Source organism: Gordonia otitidis (assembly GCF_020735545.1).
Taxonomy (GTDB): Bacteria; Actinomycetota; Actinomycetes; order Mycobacteriales; family Mycobacteriaceae; genus Gordonia; species Gordonia otitidis.
On sequence record NZ_CP085974.1, the window covers coordinates 3,552,662 to 3,575,327 of the forward strand.

General features: G+C 65.2%; 16 protein-coding genes. 4 read left to right on the plus strand and 12 right to left on the minus strand.

Going from position 1 to position 22,666, the window contains the following annotated elements:
* Positions 1–187: 187 nt before the first annotated feature.
* Positions 188–742, minus strand: a complete 555-nt coding sequence (locus LK459_RS16170; RefSeq protein WP_227919555.1) for an alternate-type signal peptide domain-containing protein — start codon at positions 740–742, stop codon at positions 188–190.
* 528 nt (positions 743–1,270) lie between these two features.
* Here LK459_RS16170 and LK459_RS16175 point away from each other — a divergent pair.
* Complete coding sequence (locus LK459_RS16175; protein WP_227919556.1) at positions 1,271–2,071, plus strand: hypothetical protein; 801 nt, start codon at positions 1,271–1,273, stop codon at positions 2,069–2,071.
* A gap of 218 nt (positions 2,072–2,289) precedes the next feature.
* The gene (locus LK459_RS16180) at positions 2,290–3,972 is read left to right on the plus strand and encodes an alpha-keto acid decarboxylase family protein (RefSeq protein WP_227919558.1); all 1,683 of its coding nucleotides are present in this window, start codon (positions 2,290–2,292) and stop codon (positions 3,970–3,972) included.
* A gap of 100 nt (positions 3,973–4,072) precedes the next feature.
* Here the strand turns inward: LK459_RS16180 and LK459_RS16185 are convergent, their stop codons facing one another.
* The 5 genes from LK459_RS16185 to LK459_RS16205 form a co-directional block, all read right to left on the minus strand.
* A complete protein-coding gene (locus LK459_RS16185) occupies positions 4,073–5,158 on the minus strand; it encodes an esterase/lipase family protein (protein WP_227919560.1) in 1,086 nt (361 codons plus the stop codon).
* Positions 5,159–5,374: 216 nt separating this feature from the next.
* The gene (gene narI, locus LK459_RS16190; protein ID WP_227919562.1) at positions 5,375–6,124 is read right to left on the minus strand and encodes a respiratory nitrate reductase subunit gamma; all 750 of its coding nucleotides are present in this window, start codon (positions 6,122–6,124) and stop codon (positions 5,375–5,377) included.
* Positions 6,125–6,129: 5 nt separating this feature from the next.
* Entirely contained in the window at positions 6,130–6,825 is a 696-nt protein-coding gene (narJ, locus tag LK459_RS16195) for a nitrate reductase molybdenum cofactor assembly chaperone (protein WP_227919564.1), read from the minus strand.
* Entirely contained in the window at positions 6,822–8,561 is a 1,740-nt protein-coding gene (gene narH / locus LK459_RS16200) for a nitrate reductase subunit beta (protein ID WP_227919565.1), read from the minus strand. Before narH ends, narJ begins: the two co-directional genes overlap by 4 nt.
* Positions 8,561–12,295: a nitrate reductase subunit alpha gene (locus LK459_RS16205; RefSeq protein WP_227919566.1), complete on the minus strand. Its 3,735-nt coding sequence runs from the start codon at positions 12,293–12,295 to the stop codon at positions 8,561–8,563. The genes narH and LK459_RS16205 overlap by 1 nt, the downstream gene beginning before the upstream one ends.
* A gap of 190 nt (positions 12,296–12,485) precedes the next feature.
* Here LK459_RS16205 and LK459_RS16210 point away from each other — a divergent pair, with 190 nt between their 5' ends.
* Positions 12,486–13,622 carry a tellurite resistance/C4-dicarboxylate transporter family protein gene (locus tag LK459_RS16210; protein ID WP_227919567.1) on the plus strand — a complete coding sequence of 379 codons (1,137 nt, stop codon included), beginning with the start codon at positions 12,486–12,488 and terminating at the stop codon, positions 13,620–13,622.
* On the opposite strand, the gene LK459_RS16215 is transcribed toward LK459_RS16210, so the two are convergent.
* The 6 genes from LK459_RS16215 to LK459_RS16240 all read right to left on the minus strand — a co-directional run bounded on the left by LK459_RS16215 (position 13,603) and on the right by LK459_RS16240 (position 20,895).
* Entirely contained in the window at positions 13,603–13,932 is a 330-nt protein-coding gene (locus tag LK459_RS16215; RefSeq protein WP_007237895.1) for a cupin domain-containing protein, read from the minus strand. The two genes, LK459_RS16210 and LK459_RS16215, sit on opposite strands and share 20 nt — an antisense overlap.
* Before the next feature lie 106 nt (positions 13,933–14,038).
* Complete coding sequence (locus LK459_RS16220; protein WP_227919569.1) at positions 14,039–17,284, minus strand: helicase HerA domain-containing protein; 3,246 nt, start codon at positions 17,282–17,284, stop codon at positions 14,039–14,041.
* Positions 17,284–17,946 (minus strand): MarR family transcriptional regulator, encoded by a 663-nt coding sequence (locus tag LK459_RS16225; RefSeq protein WP_227919571.1) that lies wholly within the window; start codon positions 17,944–17,946, stop codon positions 17,284–17,286. Before LK459_RS16225 ends, LK459_RS16220 begins: the two co-directional genes overlap by 1 nt.
* On the minus strand, positions 17,928–19,049 hold the full coding sequence (locus LK459_RS16230) for an endonuclease domain-containing protein (protein WP_227919572.1): 1,122 nt from the start codon (positions 19,047–19,049) through the stop codon (positions 17,928–17,930). The genes LK459_RS16225 and LK459_RS16230 overlap by 19 nt, the downstream gene beginning before the upstream one ends.
* Positions 19,050–19,152: 103 nt before the next feature.
* Positions 19,153–19,902 carry a DUF2127 domain-containing protein gene (locus LK459_RS16235; protein ID WP_227919574.1) on the minus strand — a complete coding sequence of 250 codons (750 nt, stop codon included), beginning with the start codon at positions 19,900–19,902 and terminating at the stop codon, positions 19,153–19,155.
* A 33-nt stretch (positions 19,903–19,935) separates the two neighbouring features.
* Positions 19,936–20,895, minus strand: coding sequence for a LysR family transcriptional regulator (locus LK459_RS16240; RefSeq protein WP_227919576.1), 960 nt, complete (start codon positions 20,893–20,895; stop codon positions 19,936–19,938).
* 116 nt (positions 20,896–21,011) lie between these two features.
* Between LK459_RS16240 and LK459_RS16245 the strand changes: the two genes are divergently transcribed.
* Positions 21,012–22,403: an MFS transporter gene (locus LK459_RS16245; protein ID WP_227919578.1), complete on the plus strand. Its 1,392-nt coding sequence runs from the start codon at positions 21,012–21,014 to the stop codon at positions 22,401–22,403.
* Positions 22,404–22,666 lie beyond the last annotated feature (263 nt).

Here is a 22,666-nt window from a genome sequence, read left to right on the forward strand (position 1 = left end):
AGTCGCGTGCGCACAGCGGCTACACAACGAAGAATTGGCGCGGAAGTGGAGGAAGCTGACCGGACACCCCTGGGCATGCACCCCGGGCGCGCACCCCGGACTGTCCGGTCAGCCTTGCGGCGCGTTCCCCTCCCCAGTTCGTCGCGCCGCTCGAGCGGTTACCGTCAAACGACGGCATCCGCGGGTCTCAAGATTGATTCGGACCCTGTACCTGGTCGAGGTGCAATGCGATATTGCCCAGGTTCAGCGTGTCGGACTGGCTGCTATTGGTCGCGGAGTCGAACGGCAGTTTGAGGGTGACCACCACCGTGTAGGCCGACGCGCCCCCGGCCGGGCTGATCGCCAGCGACGTCCCGGACTGGGTGATGTCGGTTCCTGCGGGGTCGGCGCTCTTCTTCGCCGAGATCGTCTTGGTGGTCTCGGTGGCGAGTGTCTTCGACGAGGTGAAACCCGAAGTGTCAGCGTAGAGTTTGGCTTTCAGGTTGTCACCGGTCGCGTTGATGGTGACTGTCGTCGTGTAGGTGAGGGTATCTCCCGGGACGAGCCTGAACGTCGTCGGATTGATCGAGCCGTTCTCGTCGGTCCAGGTCCCCGCGTCCTTGGTCATCGACAATTGACCAGAGGTGATCGTCGATCCACCGAGTGCCGTGCTGTCGTTCCAGTATGCGAGCGACCCCAGGCCGCCGAGTAGAAGAACTGCCGCGCCCCCCGCAGCAATTGCGCCCTTGGTCTGTTTCTTCATTTCTGCTTCCTGATCGAAGTGGCTGCTGACCCGGCATCGCCGTAATCAGTCATGCTTTTGTAGCCCCTCGGGTTCAATCGCACAACCAATGCTTGATGATCGCACTATCGGTCCCATGGAGGACAACAAGTGTTCACTGACCGTCCGGTAGGGAAAGATAATCCCCCTAGCGTGCTCTCTGTTTTCCCTGTTCAAAGAAGGTGAACGGGTTTCTGTACGCATTTCTCCATATTCCTCATGCCGATCATCGAGACAATGGTCAATGATGAATATGGAGTGACGCATATCACGAACAGTGTGTCCGATTTACTCGTCTTTGCACGTCAAAAGACCAGTAAGTGGCTTTATGGATTTCTGTAATCAGTAGGTCGGTTACCGCAAGGCGCCGGGTTCGTGTGTCTTCCGATGTCTTCACGAGGTGCGCTGACTGGCTATTTGTGGCGTACGATCCATTGCCGCAAGTATTTGCCGATAAATGAACACCGCATTCTCGGGGGAGAAAAAATGTCGAAACCTGCCACACGGAGCATGGGGAAGCTTCTGATTCGACGATCGGAAAGGCCGCTGTGGTCTCTCCTCGTCGTCACGATTGCCACAACGATCTCGCTGACGGCAGTACTCGTCGGCGGCCGCGATGCGCAGGGTGATGCGTCACCGCCACCCACGCGAGATCGCATAGGTTTTCATGTCGCCGCCGAGGGGGGCGATGTACTACTGGACGTCGACGGGGGGTCGCTGACAGTGGTGCGTGATCAACTTCAGGTCATCGACCGTGACCGTCGCGTGGTCGCCAGTGCGCCACTGAGATACGAAGTCGCACAGCGTATATACCGGCTCGGCGTCGACTTCGGGAGAGTCGGTTCCGCTGCGAGAGTAGTGCGTCTACACGTCGATCCGTCGTCGATTGCCGCAGCAGTCGGGTTGACGCGGCGCACCGCGGCGCAGACGACGACCACCGTCGTCGTCACATCGACGCCGTCGACACCTGCCACGTCGGATGCCGACGCTCGAGCTGATCGACTCGACAAGGCATTCACGCGGATGGGGACCGAACTGACACTCGGCATGGCCATCGGGACGTCGGTCGGGACGATCCTCGGCGGCGTGGGTGGATGCCTCGTCGGGCTCGCCGCGGGAATCGTCGGGTGCGTACCGGGTTTGGTGGCCGGGGCAACGACCGGAGCGATCGTGGGGTCCGTGGTGATCGGCGGGGCTGCGGCGATTGTGTCCCTCGTCGTCTTCGGGATGACGATGAGTGCGCCTGTGCCGCAGACGAAGACGCCGCAAGGATCAGCGACCCAGACACCGGTGCCCGTACCTGTGCGCTGAGCGGGATCGCTGCCATGCGATCCGTATGACGCTCGAAGCTGTGTGCCGGGCGGTATGTCATACGGATCGCGCGTCCGCCGATAGGGGGATGCAACGGTCACCCGGTGTATCGCCTGATCGTGCGATCCTCGTGCCGCCGCGGTCGGCGAAGACTCATCGTCAGCCCCTCACGGCGAGCCCAACCGGGGTGACCGGGGCCGAAGACGGAGGACACGACCATGAACTACACCGACTCGCACACAACTCGGTACACCGTTGCCGACTATCTGCTCGATCCACTCGCGGAGCTCGACGTCGACACGATCTTCGGAGTACCCGGCGACTTCACCCTCGGATTCCTCGATCACGTCGACGAGCGCAGCGACATGAAGTGGGTGGGCACCGCCAATGAGCTGGGCGCAGGCTACGCGGCCGACGGCTATGCACGGATGCGTGGGTTCGGGGTGGTCTCGACGACCTTCGGTGTCGGCGAGCTCAGTGCCGTGAACGCGATCGCGGGGTCGTACGCCGAGTTCGTGCCGGTGCTCCACATCGTCGGCTCGCCGACGGAGTTCGTGCAGTCTTCAGGCCGCCCGACACATCACTCCCTCGGCGACGGCGACTTCGACCATATGGTCCGGATGTCGGCCGAAGTCACCGTGGCGCAGGCCGTCCTCACTCCCGACACGGCAGCGGCCGAGATCGACCGGGTGCTGTCGGAGATGATCGTGACCAGCAGGCCGGGCTACCTCTCGTTGCCCGCGGACGTGGCCGAGGCGATCTGCGTCCGGCCGTCGGGATCGCTCGCCGTGCGGTCGATGTGCACCGATCCGAATGCTCTGCGACGCTTCGCCGCCGCGGCGCGCCGACTGCTCGACGATCACTCCCCAGTAGTGCTCGCCGACATCTTCGTGCACCGGTCGGGCGCGCAGGAAGCCCTCGACAGACTGATCAAAGTCGGTGGGCTCCAGTACTCTTCGTTGCTGTGGGGGCGACGGGTCGTCGACGAGTCGGCTCCCGGCTACCTCGGCATCTACGTCGGGGAGGCGAGCCGACCGGAGGTGCGCCGAGCCGTGGAGAACGCGCCGGTGCTGATCACCGCAGGCGTCTCGTTCACGGATCTGGTGTCGGGGTACTTCAGTCAACATCTCGATGCGAACGCGAGGATCGATCTGCAACCGCACACCGCAGTTGTCGCCGGAGAAGTGTTCGACCGCGTCGAGATGCACGATGCGCTCGAAACCCTTGCGGAACTCGTCGTCGAGGCCGAGCCTGTCGGACGGCAGTCTATGTGCGCGCATCGCCGGATCCGTGACCAGTCATCGGGAGGGGCACTGACGCAGGAGGCGTTGTGGCACGGTGTCGCGGCGGCGGTGACGTCGTCGGACATCGTCCTCGCCGAACAGGGCACGAGCTTCTACGGTCTGGCCTCGGAACGACTTCCGCACGGTGCGGTGTTCATGGGTCAACCGCTCTGGGCCTCGATCGGCTATACGCTGCCCGCGCTGCTCGGTGCCGCCCTGGCCGCGCCCGAACGTCGACCGGTCCTCCTCATCGGCGACGGCGCAGCGCAGATGACCGCCGCAGAGTTGGGCACGGTGATCCGCAACGCCGTGCCCGCGGTCATCGTTGTCGTCAACAACAACGGATACACGGTGGAGCGGGCGATCCACGGACCGACCAAGCGCTACAACGACATCGCGCAGTGGCAGTGGACGCAACTTCCTTACGTGCTCGGCGGGACCAGTGGTCTCGTCACCACCGAGTTCGTCACGACACGGGCTGAACTCGACGCCGCCCTGGCCCGGGCCGCCGGGAATCCCGATCGCCTCACCCTCATCGAGGCCGTCACCGCCGAACTCGACGTCCCACCCACGCTGACGGCCATTGCGTCAGCCGCGGCCACCGCCAACGTCGGCTGACCGACGCCCTGAACAGTCCCGCGGCCACGCCGGCCGCGGGACTGCCCGGTTGCGCGTGTTACCGCGAGAACCGTCGACGTCGTCGGACAAGCGGCTGGCGTCAGCCGATCGCCCAGGCGTTGGGGGCACACACGATCTTCGACGACGGATCGAGTGCGTTCTTGATGATCGACACCGCGCGCGGCGAGTAGCTCATCGAGACGTGGTCGGAGGCATCCTGTTCACAGCCGTTCTGTAGCACGATATTTCGGGTGTTCTTGGTTCCACGCGGGAAGAACGTCGAATCGAACGGCGTCGTCACCTCGTCGTAGCGGGTGCCGACGATGGTGTACTTCACGTCGCCGATCGCGTATTTGCCGCCTGCGTTGAGATGCTTGATGAACTCGGAGTCGTAGACCTGCTGAATGCCTGACGATCCGACGAGTAGTGCGACGGGCCCGAGGACGTCGATACCGAGGTTGTTGATGGTTCTACCGAGCGCGCCGATGCCGATCAGGGTGGTGCCGTTGTTGGTCGCACCCAGGGTCACGAGGTGGTCGACCTTCGCCGCGCCATTGTTGTAGCGGATGAACTGACGTGCGACGACGCCGCCTTGCGAGTGACCCACCATGTTGACCTTCTCCGAACCCGTTGCGGCACGGACCTTGTCGACGAATCCGCCGATCTGTGCGGCCGACTTCGTGATGTCACCGGTGCCGAAGCGGCCGGGCAGGACAGGGCCGACGCCGCCGCCCGCCAGTGGCGCCGCGATTCCGTAGTTCATGGCATAGACGCAGTAGCCGGCTTTCTTGAGTTCGGGGGAGATCATCGCCCAGTTGTCATAGGAGTTCTCCCAGGTGCCGTGAACCAGTACCACGGGCTCTTTGCCCTCGGCGGGCTTGCAGGTCCAGTCGTTCGCGCCCGGTGGAGCGGTATTCGGGGAGAACACCCCGTAGCCGAATGCGGCGAGAAAGCTCTGTTGAGCGGGCCCGGTGCCGGTGGGGATCGACGACGAGCTCGCGCCCTTGTAGATATTCGCCGCGACGACAGGCTTCTTCGCGCTCGCGGCTATCTCGTCGGCGAGTTGTTGCTGCTGATCGGCAGCAGCGGCAGGACCGGCCAGAGCGGCAGTGAGGCCGACGCCGAGTGCGGCCGCTGCGGCGCTGACGGCCAGCCGACGGGCCCATCTGCGTCGAATCGCAGGCATCTTCACTGATGTGGTCGTAGACAAGTGCAGTCCCCTCAAACTGTGAGATCACCGTGGCTCGAGATTATGAGTGATTCACGCCACGGTCTTCGGGAACCGTAACTTACCGTTAGGTAGGGGTACAAGTGTTCACTGGAGGGGTGAGACGAAATCGGTGAAGCGTCCAACGCTGATCGGTGACGATCCTCGGTGCCCACGCTCTGCGCGGCGCGTCGCCTATCGGTCGCGGTCTTTGACGCCGACCGGTTGCCACCCGCGTCGCGTCGGTCGGTCGCCCGGTGCGGGCAGCCGGTCGCGGCTGCGGTAGACGATGTAGGGCCGGAACAGATAGTGCACGGGTGCGGTGAACATGTGGACGAGGCGCGTGAACGGCACGAGTGCGAACAACGTCAAGCCGATGAGCACGTGGACGTGGAATCGCAGCGGTGCCGCGTCCATCGCGCGAATGTCCGGTTGCAGTATGAAGATCGAGCGGAACCACGGTGAGACGGTCTGCCGGTAGTTCACGCCGGGACCGCGCGGATCGACCGCTCCGACGACGGTGATGTAGGTGCCCGCGATCAACGCGCACACAAGCACCAGGTACATCAGCTTGTCGTTGCGGGTCGTCGCCATGTACACCGGCCCCGTGGTGCGGCGGCGGTAGATGAGCAGGCCGACGCCGAGTAGTGTCGCCGCCGCAGCGAGGACCCCGAAAAAGCCTGCGCCCCAGTGGTACATCGTTTCCGAGACGCCCAGCGCATCGGTCCATGACTGCGGGATCACCAGTCCGATGGCGTGCCCGATGATCACCACCAGGATCCCGTAGTGGAACATCGGCGACGCGATGCGTAGCAGGCGTGACTCGTAGAGCTCCGACGAGCGCGTCGTCCAGCCGAACTTGTCGTAGCGGTAGCGCCAGATCGTGCCGCCGATGAGTATGAGCAGCACGAGATAGGGCAGTACGCCCCACAGGAAGATGTCCATCTCCATCACCTCATCTCGGGGGTCTGACGCATCGGGATCGAGGGCATCGGGGTCTGGGCCGTCGTCGACAGGGGGAGCAGGCGCGGATCGAACGGCTCGAGGCCGACGCTCTCGACGCCCAGCGCCGGGGTGAGAGCCCGCGCGGCGCGTTGATCGGCGGGCGACTCACCCGGCAGCGTCGAACAGATGGCGGCAAGGACATCGGTGTACGGGGAACGGCGGTCCTGCAGTGCGAATCGGATCAACTCGAGGGCGGGCCGGTACTTCTCGAGAACCCGCGCTCCCGCGGCGGGGTCGACGCGCGCGGCGAACTCCAGCACGATCGGCAGGTGATCGGGCAACTCACCATGCAGGTCGACGAGGTGGCCGCTGTCGCGATACAGCGTCTTGAACTCGCCGAGCGCGCTGCCGCGCCGTCGGGTGTCGCCATCGGTCCAGTACGACAGGTAGAGAGTCTGTTTCCGGGAGAGATCGAAGGTGTCGACGTAGTCGTCGATCAGTTCGCCCAGTGTCGATGATCCGAGATGGTCGAGGAAGCGCACGAGTCCTCGAATCGACGGATGATCGGACTGTTCGTCGAGTGCACTGCGTACCAGTGGGATTCGGCCGAGAAGCGTCTCGTCGGGATACTCGAGACACCACGATGCCGTCAACCATGCGACTCGATGATCTGCCGACGTCGAGCGGCGCGGCCACTTCACGACGACGCCTGCGGGTCGGGCGACGTGGGTGCTGCCGTCGGATGGCTTGTCTGCGTGCGTTGTGTCTGCGCGGAGTCCGGTGTCGCCCGCTCCGGGAACAACCCGACCGGTGATCCGTTGCCGTCCCAGTTGAGCAGGTTCGTCCGGTTGGCCAGGCGGTGCGAGTTGGCCGCGGTATCGCTGGTCTGGCGTTGTTTGAGCGCGTGGAAGGTTTCGACCGAGACCGGCGTGGGTGTTCCGCTCGCTTCGCCGAAGGCACCGGACTCGTACATGCCCGGCCCGTCCTCGTAGTCGAGGGAGCACGCCATCTCGTCGAGTTGGGCAGCCTGTTCGACATGAGCCGTCGGAATGACGTACCGCTCATCGTATTTCGCGAGCGCCATGAGCCGATACATCTCGTAGACCTGCTCCTCGGTCATTCCGACGGAGGCGGGGATGTCGGCGTTCGGTTCCCGGCCGAGCGTGACGTCGCGCATGTAGGAACGCATCGCGGCGAGTTTGCGGAGCACCGAGTCTATGACCGCTGTGTCGCCCGCACTGAACAACTCGGCGAGGTACTCCACCGGAATGCGTAAGGCGTCGATCGCACCGAAGAGTGTGCCGGCGTCTTCAGCATCGTGGCCCTGTCCGCTGAGCAGGTCGACGATGGGCGACAGTGGCGGGACGTACCAGACCATCGACATCGTCCGATACTCCGGGTGTAGGGGAAGTGCCACCCGAAACTCCTTGGCCAGCGCGTAGATCGGAGAACGACGTGCAGCGTCGAGCCAGTCCTCGGGGATGCCCTCCGCCCGCGCTCCGGCGATCACCTCGGGATCGTTCGGGTCGAGCAGGAGATCGAGTTGCGCTTCGTAGAGATCGGTGTCGTCCGGTGTGGAGGCTGCCGCGGTGACCGCGTCGACGTCGTAGAGGAACAGCCCCAGGTAGCGCAGCCGTCCGACGCATGTCTCCGAGCACACGGTCGGTTGGCCGACCTCGATCCGCGGATAGCAGAGTGTGCACTTCTCTGCCTTGCCGGTGCGGTGGTTGAAGTAGATCTTCTTGTACGGACAACCGGTGACGCATTGGCGCCAGCCGCGACAGCGATCCTGGTCGACGAGGACGATCCCGTCCTCGCTGCGCTTGTAGATCGCCCCGGACGGACACGACGCCATGCAGGAAGGGTTGAGGCAGTGTTCGCAGATCCGGGGCAGATAGAACATGAAGGTCTGCTCGAAGCTGAAGGTGACCGCATCCTCGGCCTCGCGGCGTAGCTTCTCGACGATAGGGTCGAGTTCGCCGAGTTCCGGTGCACCGCCGAGGTCGTCGTCCCAGTTCGCCGACCATGTGACCTTCGTGTCGTCTCCGGTCAGCAGCGATTTCGGGCGTGCGACGGGGAAGTCGTCGCCGAGCGGGGCGTCGATGAGCATCTGGTAGTCGTAGGTCCAGGGCTCGTAGTAGTCGTAGATGGTCGGCTGAACGGGACTCGCGAAGAGCGTCAACAACTTCTGCATCCGGCCGCCCGTGCGCAGCCGCAGCTTTCCCTTGTTGTTCAGATGCCACCCGCCGCGCCACTTCTCCTGATCCTCGTAGCGTCGCGGATAGCCCTGTCCCGGACGCGTTTCGACGTTGTTGAACCAGACGTACTCGGTGCCGGCCCGGTTGGTCCACGCCTGTTTGCACGTGACCGAACAGGTGTGGCAGCCGATACACTTGTCGAGGTTCATCACCATGCCGACCTGTGCCATGACCCGCATCAGTACGTCACCTCCTGGCTGCGCTTGCGTATCGTCGACACCATGTCACGCTGATTTCCCGCGGGGCCGAAATAGTTGAATGCGTAGGACAATTGGGCGTAGCCGCCGATCAGATGAGTGGGTTTGACCAGAAGTCGGGTGGCGGAGTTGTGCATTCCGCCGCGACGGCCCGTCGCCTCCGATTTCGGGACGTCGATCGTGCGCTCCTGCGCATGGTGGACGTAGACGACACCGGCGGGCATCCGATGGCTGACGATCGCCCTGCACACCACGACGCCGTTGGCGTTCACACATTCGATCCACTCGTTGTCGTGGACGTCGATGGCCGCGGCATCCGACGGGCTCAGCCACGCTGTGGGGCCACCCCGCGACAGCGAGAGCATCAGGAGGTTGTCCTGGTACTCGGAGTGGATGGACCACTTCGAGTGTGGCGTCAGGTATCTCACGGTGATCTGCTGCGACCCGGCTGGTCCGAGCCTGGGCTCACCGAACAATCGGTGCATGTCCAACGGCGGGCGGTACACGGGTAGCGACTCACCGAGGTCGATCATCCAGTCGTGGTCGAGATAGAAGTGCATACGTCCGGTCAATGTGTGAAACGGCTTGAGCCGCTCGATGTTCACCGTGAACGGGGCGTAGCGTCTGCCGCCCGTCTCGGAGCCGGACCATTCCGACGAGGTGAACACCGGGACCGGTGCCTGCTGGGTGTCGGCGAAGGTGATCTGCTTGTCGGCGTTGCCCTCGGCGAGGTCGACGAGCGTCGTGCCGACTCGCTTCTGGAGCTTCTCGAAGCCGTTGACGGCCAGAGCCCCGTTGGTGGTGCCCGAGAACATCAGGATCGCGTCGGCCATCTTGGCATCGGTGTCGATCGCGGGCCTGCCGTCGCCGGCGCCCCCGAGCATGACCCCGTTGCGATCCGCGAGGCGCCGTGACTGCTCTGCGATGTCGAAGGTGACGCCCTTGTTGGCGAAGCCGAGTGTGTCGGCCAGTGGCCCGACGGAGGCGAGTTTCTCGGCGATCGCGGTGTAGTCGCGTTCGACCACCGTGAACGACGGCATGTTGACTCCCGGTCGTCCGGGCGACGTCGACGTCGCCCAGTCGTCGACGGTGCCCTTGGGTTGTGCGGTTTCTCCCGGGGTGTCGTGCTGCATCGGAGTGGCGACGAGATCGTGGCGCACACCGAGGTGGGTCTTCGCCTGCTCGGACAGTTCGACTGCGAGCAGGTGGAATAGATCGAAATCGGTCTTGGCCTCCCACGGCGGGTCGATGGCGGGAGAGAACGCATGGACGAAGGGATGCATGTCGGTCGACGACAGGTCGTTCTTCTCGTACCACGTAGCCGCGGGTAGGACGATGTCGGAGAGAAGGGTCGTCGACGTCATCCGGAAATCTGCCGACAGGAGGAGATCGAGTTTGCCCTCCGGCGCATTCTCGTGCCACCGAACATCGTTGGGGCGTGGGGTGTCCGGTGATTCGGTTCCCATCACGTTGTTGTGGGTGCCGAGGAGATGCCGCAGGAAGTACTCATTACCCTTCGCCGAGGACCCCATGAGGTTCGAGCGCCACAGCACGAGCGTGCGTGGCCAGTTCTCCGGGGCGTCGACATCGCTGATCGACGGTGTCAGGGAACCGTCGGAAAGGTGCTGCGCCACATAGTTCGACGCGGATTCCGCGTCGCCACGCTCGACCGCGTCGCGGGCGTCGTCGGCGACGTCGAGTGGATTGCGGTCGAACTGCGGATAGAACGGCATCCACCCGAGTCGAGCCGACTGGGCGATGGCGTCCGCGGTGTGTTGGTGGTCGAGTGTCCCGCGCGAGAGTGGAGATGCCAGTGACGCAGCAGAATAGCCGTCATTGCGCCACTGGTCGGTGTGCATGTACCAGTACGACGTCCCGGTCATCGTGCGCGGTGGGCGGCTCCAGTCGAGGCCGTTGGCCAGTGACATCCAGCCGGTGATGGGGCGGCACTTCTCCTGCCCGACGTAGTGGGCCCAGCCGCCGCCGTTGCGGCCCATGCAGCCGGTCAGGATCAGTAGTGACAAAATCGCGCGATACGTCGCGTCGCCGTGGAACCACTGACAGATCCCGGCGCCCATGATGATCATCGACCGGCCACCCGAATCGATGGAATTGGTGGCGAATTCCCGTGCGATCCGGATCGCGGCCTCGGCGGGCACGCTGGTGATCTCAGCCTGCCAGGCAGGTGTGTAGGGCGTTGTCGCATCGTCGTACCCGGACGGCCACTCGCCGGGCATGCCATCGCGGTGTACTCCGTATTGGGCGAGCATCAGGTCGTAGACGGTGGTGACGAGGTGGCCGTCGACGACAGCGGTCGGTACCCCGCGACGCAGTACCGAACCGCTCCCGTCCGGGCTGTCGAATGCGGGTAGAGCGATCTCGGCGAGCCCCGCTTCCGGGCGTCCGTAGAGGCTGAGTGCGGGCGCTATCCCGTCGAGCTCGAGATTCCACCTGCCCTCGCCCGTGGTCGAGCGTCGGAAGCCCAGAGACCCGTTCGGGACCGCCGGGCGACCGGTGTGTTCGTCGAGAACGACGGTTTTCCAGACAGCATCGGGATCGGGTTCGACGTCGCTTGCGGTCGGTTCGACCGGGGTCAGTTCGGTCAGTTCGTCTGCGGTGAGGAACTTGCCGGGAACGAGGCCGTGTTCGTGTTCGTCGAGATGGATCAGGAATGGCAGGTCTGTGTAGGAGCGCACGTACTTCTCGAAGAACGGGGTGGATCGGGCGACGAAGAACTCCGACAGAATCACGTGGCCCATCGCCATGGCCAGCGCGGCGTCGGTACCGGCCTGCGCGGGCAGCCACTCGTCGGCGAACTTGGTGTTGTCGGCGTAGTCGGGACTGACCGCCACCACTTTCGTCCCGCGATATCGGACCTCCGCCATCCAGTGGGCGTCTGGGGTTCGGGTGACCGGGACGTTCGAACCCCACATCATCAGATACGACGCATCCCACCAGTCGCCCGACTCCGGGACGTCGGTCTGATCGCCGAACACCTGGGGACTGGCGACGGGCAGGTCGGCGTACCAGTCGTAGAACGAGGTCATCACCCCGCCGATCAACTGGATGAAGCGGGTGCCGACGCAGTGCGAGACCATCGACATCGCGGGAATTGGCGAAAAGCCCGAACACCGGTCCGGCCCGTAGGTCTTGATGGTGTGCACGTGCGCGGCGGCGGCCATTTCGATGGCCTCCTCCCAGCTCACCCGGACCAGTCCGCCCTTGCCGCGTGCCTGTTGATAGGACTTGCGGCGCAACGGATCTCCGACGATGTCGGCCCAGGCCAGCACTGGGTCGCCGGTCTTGGCCTTCGCCGCGCGGAACATCTCGACGAGCACCCCGCGGGCGTACGGGTATCGCACCCGGGTGGGTGAGTAGGTGTACCACGAGAAGGCAGCGCCCCTGGGACAACCGCGCGGTTCGTACTCCGGTCGGTCTGGGCCGACAGTTGGGTAGTCGGTTTCCTGGGTTTCCCAGGTGATGATGCCGTCCTTGACGTACACCTTCCATGAGCACGACCCGGTGCAGTTGACCCCGTGTGTTGATCGCACGATCTTGTCGTGGTTCCACCGATCGCGGTAGAAGATGTCTCCGGCACGGCCGCCCTCGCGGAAAACGACTCTTCCGTCGGAGGTTTCGTCCCAGCGGGTGAAGAATTTGCCGATGTTCAGCAGGGCCGTACCCGCCTCGCCCTGAACTGCAGTGGATCGGGCCATGGGTTCACCATACGGTCAAAGTGGAAACGGTGTGGGGTTTCATCGTGCGGATTCATCGAGCATTAACGAAGTTTGGGTGACCTAATTTCCTGATGCCGACTCGTGTTTCGACCACCAGCGTATTTCGATTGCGTATAGACCCGCGTCAATACGCGTGATGACGATGCGCGGTGTGAAACAGTCGGTGACTGTGAGCGATTCGAGTGCTGTGCCCGGCGCTCAGCCCCGACATCGATCGCGGGTGCCGCGCGCGAGGCTCGGGCAGTTCACCTTCGTCATGGCAACCGGGATCATCTCGACTGCGATGCACAACGCGGCGACGCTTGGCTCAGGTACTTACTCCACTGTGGCCCAGGTGATTTCGGCACTTCTCTTCGTTCTGGCGGTGGTCGGATACATCGCACTGACGGTGTTCACCATCGCGGGGTGGTTCACGGGAGCGGGCATCTCCGCCGAGTTGATGGGCGAGGTGCGCGCCGACGGCTTCACGGTGCTGGCGTTCACCGCTGGGAGCGGGGTGCTCGCCGCTCGTTCGCTCGCGGGTGGATTCGACTGGGCTGCGCTGACCTTTGCCTACATCACACTCGGTTCGTGGGTGATTCTGGGCTACGTGGCGGTGATAGCGGCATTCTTCAGCGCCACGCATTCGCGCGCGAAATCCCCGTCCGCCACGACCCCGCTTCCGTGGACACACGTCAACGGGACCTGGTTTCTGATGGTGGTCGGGACTCAAGCGGTCGCGGTGGCGTTCGGTGCCCTGGCCGCGGCCAAGCACGTCAACTGGTACGCCGAGGTCGCTGCGTTGTGGTGGGGGATAGGCGTGCTGATCCTGATCGTGATGGCGGTACTGGTCGTCGCACGGCTGATCATCATCGGACTCTCACACGACGACGAGGTGGCGCCTTACTGGGTGCTCATGGGCGCCGGAGCCATCTCCGTACTGGCAGGCGCCGAGTTGATGACAACGGGTTCGGCCCAACGACTCGTCACGCACGACGTGGTCGGGACGTTGTGTCTGATGGCCTGGATCTTCGGCACGTGGCTGATCCCCCTGTTGATCGTGCTGATGATCTGGCATGCACGTCGGCCGGGCACCAATTCGGGCTTCCGCACCGCGCTCTGGTCGCTGGTGTTCCCGATCGGCATGTACGGAGTGGCCAGTCGGCAATTGGGGATCGCGTGGCACGTGCCGTGGCTGAAGGATCTCGGCACCTGGGAGGCGTGGGTTGCGCTCGCGGTCTGGGTTGTCGTCTTCGCCGGGATGGCGCGGTGGTGGTGGCGTTGGGTGCAGGTGAGACGGTCAGCGGTCAGTGCGCCAGAACGGTGAGAAGCACTGCCGAGTCGTCGTTCGCCCTCAGGTTGTGTCGGGCGTCGGGAATGGTGACGAGGTCACCAGCCGTCCCGTGCCAGTCGTCGGTACCCGCGGTGAGGGTGACGTCGCCACGAAGTACCTGCAGGGTTGCCTCGCCGGGACTCTCGTGTTCGCCGAGTTCGGTGGCGGCTGCGAGGGCAATCACTGTCTGACGCAGGTGACGCGACGAATTGCCGTGCAGGGTGTGACCGGCTCTGCGACTGTGAGCGGTGCGCGCTGTGGCGATGAGTTCGTCGACGAGGGCTGGGAGTCGGGTGGAGTCCATGTCTCACGATGGCACGTCATGCGCGACGGCCGCGCGGCATTCGCGGGTTCGTACCGCCTCGAGTCGGCCTGCCGCCCGCGCCTAACCTCATGCCGTGGGCGTGCCGTCAGGCACGCGGTGTGCGGGCGATGTCGATCACCTCGTCCTCGGTCGGTGGGCTCTTGGGGTGATAGCTCAAGCACAGTGGGGTGTCGACCTTCACGAATCGACCGCCGTCGACGGCTGTGTAGAAGGTCCCGGTCGACAATCGTCCGACATCCGGGATCGGGCTTCCCTTGCTGTTCGCGAGATCCTTGGCTGCCTCGATCTGAGTTGGATGGTTGAGTTTCCCGAAAAAGTGGGTCGACGCGTTGCCCGACACCCGCGCGTGGATTCCCTTCGGCGCCTGGGTTGCGAAGATCAGCCCCAATCCATATTTACGCGCTTGAGAGGCTAGCGCCAGAGTGCTTTGCGTCGCGGTCGTGACGCTCTGCGACGGTGCATAATTCTGCGCCTCGTCCATCACCAGAATTCCGCCCAACGGACGGTCGGCGGCGGGGTGTTTCTTGATCCATGCAAACAATGACATCTGCAGTTGACCGACGAAGTTCGCGACCCGGGACTCGCTGCCGAGGCCTGCGAGATTGATGACGGAGACACGCGCTCGATATCCCGACGACGGGGTGAGCAGCAAGCCGGGATCGGCGGGAGTCGCATCCTCATCGAGCAGGGGATCGTTGGCCATCGACGCCTTCAGATTCTCGGCGAGGTCGATCGCCAGTCGAGGCGCATCGGCAAGGGTGCTGACTCCGTCGGGCAGTTCGGACAGCACTGTGACGAAGGACTGCAGGGTGCCGCCGCCACGGCGGCCGAAGTACACCATCGCCTGGCGCAATACTGCCTCGTAGCGTGTGGCGCGGGCCCCTCGTTCGGAGGGGCGCGCCTTTGGCAGCAGAGCGCCGACCGCAGAGTCGACGGCGGCGGTGAACTCGTCCGTATCGTTCTCGAGCGAGGCGAATTCCGGTAGTGGTCGAAAGCTCAACGGGCGGCCGGAGCGTCGCCCTGGAGTGAACACGACCACCTCGGTGTCGGCGAAGTAGCGGTCGGCCAACAAGTGTTCGCCGAGCGCCCACTCGCGGGTGCCGTCGGGCCAGGGGGTGCCCAGCCGCGCGAGGTCGTTGTTGATGTCGAGGACGATCGACGAGACGCCGTGCAGGGCGGCTTCCTCGACGATTCGTCGAATGAGAACGGTCTTCCCAGAACCGGAACCCGCGAAGATCGCGACATGTTTGCGGAACGACTCCAGTGGCGCCGCTACGGGTTCACCGCTCGCGGTTCGAACGCCGATGGGCAGCACGTCGACGGCGCGCTGCGGCCCGGGAGTAGGTGATTCGGCGGGGAGGTCCGGGTCGTCGGGGGTCCTCGAGTCGGTCGAGGTGTGACTGTCTGCGGCGTGGGTGCCCTGCTGTTCTTCCCGCGGTGCCTCTCCTTGGGTGCGCTCGCCCTCAGGAGCCGTGGTGTCGGCGGCGATCGCCTTGTCCAATCCGGGTGCGAGAACCTCGGTGAGGAAGTCGATCTCGGCTGCCGGGTTGCGTTCGACGATCCACTCGTGCATGTGCGGCGATCGCTCCGAACGCAATTGCGCCAGTGCCATGAGTCGGCGAATGTCGTCGTCGGTCCACGCGATCACGCGACCGCCGCGCGCACGCAACTCGTCTACCAACTGGGCGGTCTTGGGCCCAGTCGGCCACGGCTGGCGTCGGAGCACCACGAGGGTGCGTTCGACCTCGCCCAGGCTGAGGCCCGCAGCATTGTTCGCGTTGGTGAGGCGTGACTGTACCGAGCGCGGGTGCGTGGCGGCGAGCGCGCGGAAGCTCCACGACTCGTCGAACTCCCGGGCTGGATCGATGACATGGCGAATTCGGCCGTGTAGCACGGCTTTTGCGCCGGGCCTGGGGTCGTGATGCCATTCCCCGGCCTCGGGTGGCAGTGCTTCGATCCATGCGCCGAGTCCAGCCGCCAAGAGGTCGGGCACGACGGCATCCTCTGTTGTGTAGTCGAGTGCACCGGCCGGATCGGCGAGCTCGATCAGTTCGCGGTAACGCTTCTCGATCATCGCGAGATCGGGTGTGGTCGAACTGGTTCCGCTGGGTGTCGGCGAGTCGGATCCCGACTTGCTCGCGGCTTCGCGGTCGACTCGCGCAGAGGCGTCGGGCGGGGCGAGAGCGGTGACCGGTGTGAACGTGTCACCGCGCAGCAGTGTCGCGATGTGACGGTCGACGACCATCATGATCTCGCGCGGGGTGTATCGCTGGGCGTCGGCTAGGGCGGCGTCGTCTACCGGCCAGTAGGGCCACGGTGGCGTGAACCCGACCTCTGCGAAGCCCGGTGCGAAGCGTTTGGCCAGCAGCTCGCGCGCGAAGTCGGCAGAGGGCGGCCGCTCCAGCATCGGTGGTGTGCGGAAGCGCTCGACCGCCGAGCGCATCACGCGGCTCTCGAGGTGTTCCCAGGCGGCTGTAATGCTCGAGACGACGGTCGTCGTGCGACTCATGTTCTCGCGCAACGCCATCAGACCGTGAGCCACACGATTGACCACGGAGTTCTCGTCGGCGGCCGTTGACCAACCCGCTTCGATGAGCGTGTCGATCTGGTCGACGGCCAGTACAGCGGCCGCGTCGAATGCGACGATGCGAGAGATATTCTGCACCATCTCCTGATAGCCGAGTGTCGCGTTGCGGATACCCCACTGGGCCAACTCGTCTGCGTCGTCGACGTCGAGGTGAAGGAATGCCTCGCCGAGATCCCTCGCGTCGTAGTCCTGCGACGCGGTCAGTACGAGCGCGCGCAGGATGTGCTGCGAGCGTCGACGATGAGGATGGTGCCGATACACGCCCGCCACGAACTCCTCGAGCGCGGACGTGGTCAGTGATGCCTCGCCGACGACTGCGGCGCGCGTGGATTCGGTCACCCCGGCTTCTCGGGCGAGGCGGTCGAGGAGTTGTGCGAGTTGAGTGGGATGACCGGGACCGGGCCGGTTGAGGCTTTCGAGCATTGCGACCGTCACCGATTTCCAGAAATCGCTGCCGTCCAGCAATTTGACGAGGAAGAAGTAGCCGCCGCGTTCCTGCACACGACGGCGGATCTGGCCGAGAAGGTGTGTCTTGCCCGATCCCGCTTCGCCGCGGATCACCACGCCGATGGGACTTGCCGACTCCGCCCGCTGCGCGTCGACGAAACTGCGCATCGTCTCGTCGGTGACCTGTTCGTGCAAGCCGGCGACGTGGTAAGCCCCCGATGTGCCCCAGACGTCGTCGGGGGTATCGGCCCAGTCGAGACGAATCGAGTCGAGTGCCTGCCGAATTGCGTTGTCCATCAGGCCTCCTCGATGGCGAACAGGTGGCATGGTTGTGTGCCCACCACGACGGCTGCTGTTCGGTCGGCGTCGCGCAGGCGGGCGCGGTCGTCCTGCGGTATCAGGCTGATTCCGGGGCGGTCCTGCAACGTGAGAATCGCCGCGTCGAATTCGGTGCGGCTCACATCGGGCAGCGCCGAACGCAGCGCACCGACGTCGACAAGAGCCCCGCGGCGCACGGCCAGCGACCCGTAGGCTGCGACGATCCGGGAGGTGACCGCGTCGGAGCCCTTCTCGGCCCGCGGCGTTGTCGGAGCGTTCTCGATGACCGGACGCGGACGCCCGAAGATCTCGTGCAGACGGAGGTCCTCGGCGTCCAGATGGCGTCCGATCGCGTTGAGTACGGCGTAGAGCGCACGGATCGGCGGCAACGAGTGGGCTGGCGGACCGGAGCGCAACTCGTCTGCGCACCAGGCCCATCCGCGATCGGTGAGCGAGTGGTAGAACGCGTTGCGGTCGCCCTTGCGCGACTCGATCAGGCCCTGGTCGATCAACCGCTCTCGCGCGGGTTTGTCCAGGTTGGGTCCCAGCTCGCGCAGGCGTGGCGTCGACACTTCGGTCGACTCCGCCATGAGGACGAAGAGCACCGCGCTCTGGCTCGGTGTCAGCTCCGGGTGGTCCACGGTGACTCCTTCATGAGGCTCCGGTTCAGCGATCCGTCGGTCGGGTGGCGATGGGTGAGAACGTCGCGCAGTTCTGCGACGACCGACGCCGGATCGTCGAGGACTGTGTCGTTGGGGTAGCGCAGTACGAGGTAGCCGTGGCGTTGCAGCATGTTGTCCCGACTGCGGTCGCGCGCGTATTTGTCGGCGCGACGGTGGTCGGGGCCGTCGACTTCGACGACGACCCGCTCATCCGGCCACAAGACGTCGACCACGGCAACGCCCGACAGCGCGGCGAGATCGGTGGGGCAGCGGTTCCACACGCGGCCACGTGCCCATTCATGCTGGGCGAGCGCGTGTTCGAGCGCCTGCTCGGCAGCACTGTGCGGGGCGGGAGCCCCCGTCGGCCGCGAGACGACCAGGATCGGTCGTCCAGTATCGGTCGCGATCGGGCCGTCCGGGATCGATACGGCCGGAATCGGGCCGTCCGGGATCGGGTCGGGCGAGGCGGCGATGCCGAGACGTAGCACAGGGATTCGGCGCACCGCGGGCAGTGCGTCGGCAGTCAGCCAGACGGTGATGCGTCCGTGTTCGGCGAGCCACGCACAGGCCGCCGCGGCCGCTTGCTGAGCGGGCCCGGAGAGCATGCTGCTCGCGCGCACCGCAAGCACGACCTCGCCGCGCCCGTAGAAGTGGCGTAGTAACGCGAGGAGGGTCGCTGCGCGTTGTTCCGGCACGGCATGCGGTGTCGCGGAGTTGTGGGAAGCGCCGGCACGCGCGAGTGGTACGACGACCGCGGTGACCAGATCGACGTGCGCGCACAGTTGCCGTGCGAGTGTTTCCGCCTCGTCGACGTCGACTCGATCACCCGATGATCTGTTTGGCAACCAGGCCGGAAACAGGGTGATGAGTGTCGACTCCAGCGCGTCGAGGATCTCGGTGGTGACCTGCCGCGCGGTCCGCTCATCGGGGCCGCGGTAGTCGAGGATCACCGGCAATTCAGATGCGACGGCGTCGGCGAGTTCATCGATCGCCGAGCCGTGTACGTCGGCGAGGCGAAGGACCCGCCCGGGACGGATCGCGTGGCCGACCAGTGGCGGCGCATCACTGTCGGCGTGAGTCATCGGAGGTGAATATAGTCGCCGCAGCCGACAGGTGTGCGGGCGAGCGGTGTAGCGGAACGCCGCCGCGGTGCGGCTCCCGTCACCTGCCGCGGTGCGGCTCCCGTCACCCCGCCGCGCGCTCGACGGTGAGCAGGCTCTCTGCGCTGTGCTCGGCGTGGAACGCGGCCTCGCCGCCGCGTACTCCAAACAGCCTCTTGCTCCAGATCAACCACACGACCGCCGCGATGTTCACAGCGAGCAGCAGCGCCTTGAACACCGTCGCCTTCTCGACGAGTTCGTAGACCTCGAGGGGGATGAAGATGCTCGTGACGATCACGGCGAAGTACTCACCCCAGCGTTTGGCGAACCACAGCCCGTACGCCTCGACGAACTGGCTGAGTCCGTAGGCCACCAGCGCGCAGCCGACGAGAACGATCGTCGTGGTGGACAGTGTTGTGGCCTTCTCGATCCACTGCACCACCTTCGAGTCGTCGATGTTCCAGCCGATCTGGTCGGCGATCGGTTTCAGTAGCGGCATCTCGGCGTCGAACTTCTCGTGCAGCGTCTGCTGGCTGTTGCGCAGCTCGATCACGAACGACCCGGCGATCACCAGGAAGATGCCGCGGACCAGACGCTCGATTGCGAGTAGCCGCATGATGATCAGGTCGCGCAACAGGCGACCGCGCGGGACCTCCGGCGCCTGATCGGCCGGCCCGCTGCTGCGCGGGTCGCCGACGACGAAGTCGCCGCATCGCAGGCACCGCCACGCGTCACCGACGGCGGTGTCCGAGCGGAGGTGCTCGGCGAGATCCGATTCGTCGGGGCGGTAGGTTTCGTGGCCGCGCAGACCGCAGGAGACCAGTTCCCAGTTCACCGCAGCAGCGTAGCTCTGCGGACGGTGGAAGCGTCAGGACGCCGCTTGTATATCACCCCGGCGAACACCCCCGAGCTCCGGTGCGCCGACATCGCCGGTCACCCCGGTGCTGGTGGCATACAACAGATCCCGGAAGTCGCCGATCGCCTGACGCTCCGTCGCCCACACCATGCGGATCCACGAGGTGTGTGACGTGATGTCGAGATCCACCGCGGCGAGACGGTCGATGCTCGATGAACCCCCAATGGTGAACTTGGGCGCCATCACCACGCCTAGTCCATTCGCGGCCCAACTCATCGCGACCACAAGGCTGGGCATCGGTTCCATCGGTTCATGCAGGAGGTCCTCGACGCCGAGGTGTGTCGCACAGCGGCGTGGACCGCCCAGGACGTGCTCGCCGATCAGATCGCCGATGGTCAGCCGGTCGTGTCCGGCGAGTCGGTGGTCGGCCGACATCGCGACCGCTGTGGTGACCGGGACGATGTCGGCGTAGGACACATCTGCGCGCTGTGTCGCGGGGAGCAGCCAACGGTCCGCCTCGTCGTCGTGCATGTCGAGGACGAGTCCGACGTCGGAATCGCCGGAAGCCACCGCTTCGACGACGCTCGTCGGGTCGGAGAGTGTGTCCACCACAACGGTGCGCTGGGGGACACGGGCGCGAAATTCCCGGAGGACTCCAGGTATCTGGGTGGCGACCATGTGCTCAGTGCTCGCTATGCGCAGTGGGGCGGCAGCGGCAGCCGTGGAGACCGAACGGCGCAGGCGCGACCACCGGGCGAGATGCTCGGGGCCCTCCGCCGCGAGCACGAGGCCCGGCTCGGTGAGGCGCATACCGGTCGGCGACCGGGTGAAGAGCTCCACTCCGAGATCCCGCTCGAGGACCCTGATCTGCTGTGACACCGACGACGGTGCCAGGTCGAGTGCGGAGGCCGCGCCGAGGACGGTGCGATGCTCGGCAACCGCGAGGAAGGTACGGAGGTGTCGGATTTCCATACTTGAGCTCCTGGCTAGGACCTGCGGCAACGGATCGGACGGTGTTCGAAAGAACCGAACACCGTCCGCAACTATTCCGGTCGATCGGCATCGGGCGACAGCAGCAAGCTGATCCCGTGTCGCTGATCAATCGGTTCCCCGTCAGATCGAGCCGGGACCCAGCTGCCGTGGTGCGCGCCAGCACCACTGGCAACGTCGGTGTGTCGCTCGGCTACCTGCTCGTGCTGGTCGACTCGTCGGTCCTCAACGTCGCGCTGCCGGACATCGCGGATTCGCTGGGTGGAAGCCTCGCGGGACAACAGTGGGCGGTCAGCGCCTATCTGGTCACGTTCGGCGCTCTGTTGCTCGGTTCGGGTGCGGTGGCCGATCGGTACGGCGCGCTGCGCACCTACCGGGCGGGTGTTCTTCTCTTCGTGCTGACGTCGGTGATGTGCGCACTCGCTCCGACGCTGACCTTCCTCATCGTCCTGCGCGCCTTGCAGGGCGCTGCGGCCGCGCTCATCCCGGGGACGACACTCGCCCTCATCGGGAGGATGAATCCCGAACCCGCCGACCGACATCGCGCGATCGGCCTCTACGCCCTCGTCACAGGCTGCGGTTTCGCCGCAGGTCCCGCCATCGGAGGGATCCTCATCGCTGCGGGAGGGTGGCGGTGGATCTTTCTGATCAATCTGCCGGTCGGACTCATCGCACTGGCCTGGAGCCGATTCTTTCCGCCCGATCCGGACGTCCGGGGCCGCGGTGAAAGACTCGATGTCCGCGGGCAGGCGCTCGCTGTGGTGTTCTTCGCGCTCGTCGTCATCGTCATCGTCGAGGCAGGGGAGCGGTCGTTGATCGCAGCGTGGGCACTGATCCCGATGACCTGCGCGGTCGTCGCGCTGTATTGGTCGGATCGACGCAGTGCCGCCCCCGCGATCCCCATGCGCCTGCTGCGCATCCCCTCGATCCTGCGGGGAACGGTGTACGGCTTCACGATTCAGGTGGTGATGGCGTCGACCCTGTTCATCACCAGTCTATATCTCATAGACACGCGTGGGCTGTCGCCGCTCGGGGCGGGGCTCGTCCTCATCGGATACACGCTCGGTCCCGCCGTCCTCGGCCCCCTCGCGGGTCGCGTCGTCGCAGCGCGTGGCCCGCAGTTGCCCGCAGTTCTCGGGCAGATCGCGGCGGTCGCGGGTTCGGCAGCCATCGCCGCTGCGATCTTCGTCGACGCATCCCTGTGGGTGCTGATCTGCGCGATGCTGCTCGCGGGAATGGCGTTGCCGATGGTGATCGTCCCGATGACCGGTCTCGTCGTGTCCGGCGCACCCGCCGGAGCGGCAGGCGCCTCGGGTGGCTTGTTCAGCGCATCCCGACAGCTCGGTGGCGCCTTCGGGGTTGCCGCGCTCGGCGCGGTACTGGCCTCGGTGGGTGGTGCCGACGGTGCGGTTTGGGCGATGCTCGCGGCCGCTGTGATCGCGGGGATTGCTCTCGTCGCGATGACGTGTCGTCCGCACCGCGCGGAGTGAGTTCGGCGCGAATGCGGCCGACCATGGCGGCGTCGACGGCATCGATTTGGGTCTGGCCAGCAGACTCTCTACACTAGAACGGTTGCCTGTGCGCCTTGGTGTGCCCGCAGTCGCAAGAATGCGTGCACACGCGGGGTTCACGGCCACAACTGAATAGTCGCCGGTGCCGGCGAAAAACCAAGGGCATCGGCGGCGAGAACCTTAACAACTATCCACTTCGTGGAAGGCCCACCGCAGGTCACGGGAGAAATCCCGCGAAAGGC

Excerpts from the sequence above, each read along its gene's own strand:
- LK459_RS16175 (WP_227919556.1), top strand. The coding sequence starts at position 1,271 with ATGGGGAAGCTTCTGATTCGACGATCGGAAAGGCCGCTGTGGTCTCTC.
- narI (WP_227919562.1), bottom strand. The coding sequence starts at position 6,124 with ATGGACATCTTCCTGTGGGGCGTACTGCCCTATCTCGTGCTGCTCATA.
- LK459_RS16220 (WP_227919569.1), bottom strand. The coding sequence starts at position 17,284 with ATGGACAACGCAATTCGGCAGGCACTCGACTCGATTCGTCTCGACTGG.
- LK459_RS16180 (WP_227919558.1), top strand. The coding sequence starts at position 2,290 with ATGAACTACACCGACTCGCACACAACTCGGTACACCGTTGCCGACTAT.
- narH (WP_227919565.1), bottom strand. The coding sequence starts at position 8,561 with ATGCGGGTCATGGCACAGGTCGGCATGGTGATGAACCTCGACAAGTGT.
- LK459_RS16205 (WP_227919566.1), bottom strand. The coding sequence starts at position 12,295 with ATGGCCCGATCCACTGCAGTTCAGGGCGAGGCGGGTACGGCCCTGCTG.
- LK459_RS16215 (WP_007237895.1), bottom strand. The coding sequence starts at position 13,932 with ATGGACTCCACCCGACTCCCAGCCCTCGTCGACGAACTCATCGCCACA.
- LK459_RS16230 (WP_227919572.1), bottom strand. The coding sequence starts at position 19,049 with ATGACTCACGCCGACAGTGATGCGCCGCCACTGGTCGGCCACGCGATC.
- LK459_RS16240 (WP_227919576.1), bottom strand. The coding sequence starts at position 20,895 with ATGGAAATCCGACACCTCCGTACCTTCCTCGCGGTTGCCGAGCATCGC.
- LK459_RS16185 (WP_227919560.1), bottom strand. The coding sequence starts at position 5,158 with ATGCCTGCGATTCGACGCAGATGGGCCCGTCGGCTGGCCGTCAGCGCC.
- LK459_RS16170 (WP_227919555.1), bottom strand. The coding sequence starts at position 742 with ATGAAGAAACAGACCAAGGGCGCAATTGCTGCGGGGGGCGCGGCAGTT.